The following is a 3,102-nucleotide window of genomic DNA, read 5'->3' as shown; positions in this document are numbered from 1 at the left end:
TAAAATTCTCCTATACGGTCTTTTCAATAATTAGAACAAGACCGCCTACATTTTTGGTTTAAAATTGTTTTGTATACACATCATGGGTTAAAACACTAAATCTTAATGACTTACAAAATAACTTACAAAACTGATTACAAAACTGCTTTCAAAATGCATTCTAAATACGTTCTAAATACGTTCTAAATACGTTCTAAATGCTTTCAATTTGACGCGCGGGACACTTTGTGTCCCTTTCGTTGTAATAAAATACACGATTTCCTCATCGTGTTCTTTGAAACACTATATAATTGATCGGAAAGATTCTTTGCAACACTTGATGTGTCGCCCAAATATGAAGTTTTAACGCTTATTCACCTTCTGAGTAATATTTGCCATAATTGAACACTTCCTTTCATAGAAAATTTTCTTTAACACACTCATTATAAATCAAATTGTTAGAGCTTGTCAAATAGAATTCAGATATAAGAGTACAAGAGTCTATTTTGCTGATCATAAAAGAGTTTGAGAATACCGTCAGTATATTTATAAATATTTTATATCATTTTTATAGCATTTTCATACAAGCGTTGAAAAGACTACATTATATACTGTATGATGAATTCATGTAGCCATGTATTGTGGTTTAATGGATATAGGAGGAATAATGAAATTGCCAACTTTAGAAATTGGAAGTTTAAAAATAAAATATCCCATTGTTTTAGGTGCTATGGGTATTGGCGTGACGCGTTCAGGACTTGCAGCTGCTGTGACAAACGCAGGCGGACTTGGTGTTATGTCTGGTGTCAATTTAGGCTTTGAAGAACCTGATTTTATGGACAAGCCACTTGAGGCTAACCTTCGTGCCCTTAGAAATGAAATCAGAAAAGCAAAAGAGATGACAAAAGGCGGTGCTATCGGCATCAACTTTATGGTTGCCATGAACACTTATGCTGAGCATGTAAGAGAGGCCGTTAAAGAAGGGATTGACTTTATCGTTTCAGGCGCAGGTATTCCACAGGATTTACCAGCCCTTGTAAAGGGGTCAAGCACTAAAATCGCACCAATTATCTCTTCATCAAAGGGCGCTGGTCTCATCGCAAAATTATGGGATAGAAATCATAATATTGCACCAGATGCCGTTGTTTTAGAAGGTGTTAAAGCAGGTGGACATTTAGGATTCAAAAGAGATGATATCATCAATGAGAAATATGATGTTTTTAAAACAATTGCAGAAATCAAAAATATTCTAAAGCCATATGAAGAAAAATATCAAAAGAAAATTCCGCTTATTGTAGCTGGTGGCATCTATACAGGTGAAGATATCGCCGAGATCATCAAGGCAGGTGGTGATGGCGTACAAATGGCAACTCGATTTGTAGCAACCGAGGAATGTGATGCAAGTGATGCTTACAAGCAAGCCTATATCAATGCCTCAAAAGACGATGTTAAAATCATCATTTCGCCTGTTGGGCTACCTGGTAGAGCAGTTGGCAATCCATTTCTTTCAAGAATTGATGCCAATGACAGACCAGCCATCAAGAGATGTGTAAATTGTCTTAGAACATGTGATGTTAAAACGACCCCTTATTGTATTTCACAAGCGCTTATTAACGCCGTTTCCGGCAATATAGACGAAGGTCTTATCTTCTCTGGAGAGAATGTGTATAAGGTCAAGGAAATGACGACTGTTCCTCAGATCTTTGATGAGTTGATTTCAACCATTGATAAAATTTCTTAAGTAATCCCTATTATATAATTTTGCTCATTAAAAGGCCTGTGCTATTCAGCACAGGCCTTTTAGTTTGTTTTCATCTTGTGAGGAAATAAAAACTTTTTATGATAACATTCAACGTGTGAACATTACATCTAGATTTAATCTGCTTCAATTTAAGAGGTGGTCATTTCACCCCTTGAATTAGCATGTCGATATTTGTTTTATCAGACCTTAACCTTTGAATCTTTATAGTTTGACAATCTTTGATTCATAAGGTGCAAGTGTATACTGTTTGTAGTGCTTGTCCAATTCTGTGTGATTCATGAGGAAGAGATATTCGCCTTCACTTGAGCTTCTCTTTACGAGCTCAAGCCCTATCTCACATGTTTCATATGGTATTTCAGCATCGCGCAATACCTTCTCAAAAAGTATATTTATAGCATTTTGAGAAAGACCACCACCGATATAGTAGACTTGTCCAAGCCCCAGAGCGTTTTGGGTCACAGCCGCATACTGATCAAAAAACTGATCTTCATATCTATAAAGAACTTTGGCAGTTGTAGGTTCTAGTAAATCACGCCATACTGCCATCGTTGCTTCTGTACCATCGGTTGAAAATTCACTTCTTAACTTTACAAGGGTACCCTTGCCCAATGATTCATAGTTTTTAAGCTTAATGCCACATAAGGTATCGAGAATATTTGAACTTAATCTTAAGTTATTGTCACGATCCTTAATACCACTTCTGAAACTAAAGATAATCTTGCCACCTGATCTGGCAAAATCATCAAGTCGCTTTAATAGGGCCTCATCGATAATTTGCATCACAGGAAGTGCAATTACCTTGTATTGATCCCATGATTTATTAATATCAATGACATCAATGAGAATATTATGACTATAAAAACCCTCATATAATCTTACGAGTTCATCTGTAAAGTTGAAAGCATGACTCTGGCTCTGAGCATGCCAAGACCATCTGTTGTCGTAGTCGTACAGAACTGCAACCTCCGCTTTTATAGGTGCTTTTAGGATCGCCTCATGCGGTTTAATATCTTCAAAAAAGGCCTGAACCTCTCTGTACTTGTCATTGATTTGATCATCTTGATCTAGGATACCTTGACAAAACTGTTCTGCACCATGTGTCATCCCTCTCCATCTGAAATATAAAAGTGACTCACAGCCCCTTGCCATAGCTTGATAGGACCACATTTTAGCTTGATTTGGTCTCGGTAAATACCCTATAACCGTATGGCCCTGTGCGCCCATGAGTTCTTCAACAATCCAAAAGTTTTCGCGCTTTAGTCCTCTGATGTAATCATGTGTCATGGCGATGTTAGCTGGCGACAGTGGTTGTTCAAGTCCACCCCATACAGGATAATTGTCGTAAGCCACAACATCCAGAT

At 37.3% G+C, this 3,102-nt stretch carries 2 protein-coding genes; one reads left to right on the top strand and one right to left on the bottom strand.

Going from position 1 to position 3,102, the window contains the following annotated elements; genetic code table 11:
• The first annotated feature begins 646 nt into the window (after positions 1 to 646).
• Complete coding sequence (locus AC220I_RS20560; protein ID WP_486725739.1) at positions 647 to 1,720, top strand: NAD(P)H-dependent flavin oxidoreductase; 1,074 nt, start codon at positions 647 to 649, stop codon at positions 1,718 to 1,720.
• A gap of 222 nt (positions 1,721 to 1,942) precedes the next feature.
• On the opposite strand, the gene AC220I_RS20555 is transcribed toward AC220I_RS20560, so the two are convergent.
• A partial coding sequence (locus AC220I_RS20555; RefSeq protein ID WP_486725738.1) for a beta-galactosidase occupies positions 1,943 to 3,102 on the bottom strand: 1,160 nt, incomplete at its 5' end.

The sequence above is a fragment of the Fusibacter sp. genome, from assembly GCF_057447755.1.
This window is presented reverse-complemented; position numbering and strand designations above follow the sequence as displayed.

Coding starts and splice junctions, on each gene's coding strand:
- AC220I_RS20560 (WP_486725739.1), top strand. CDS start 647: ATGAAATTGCCAACTTTAGAAATTGGAAGTTTAAAAATAAAATATCCC.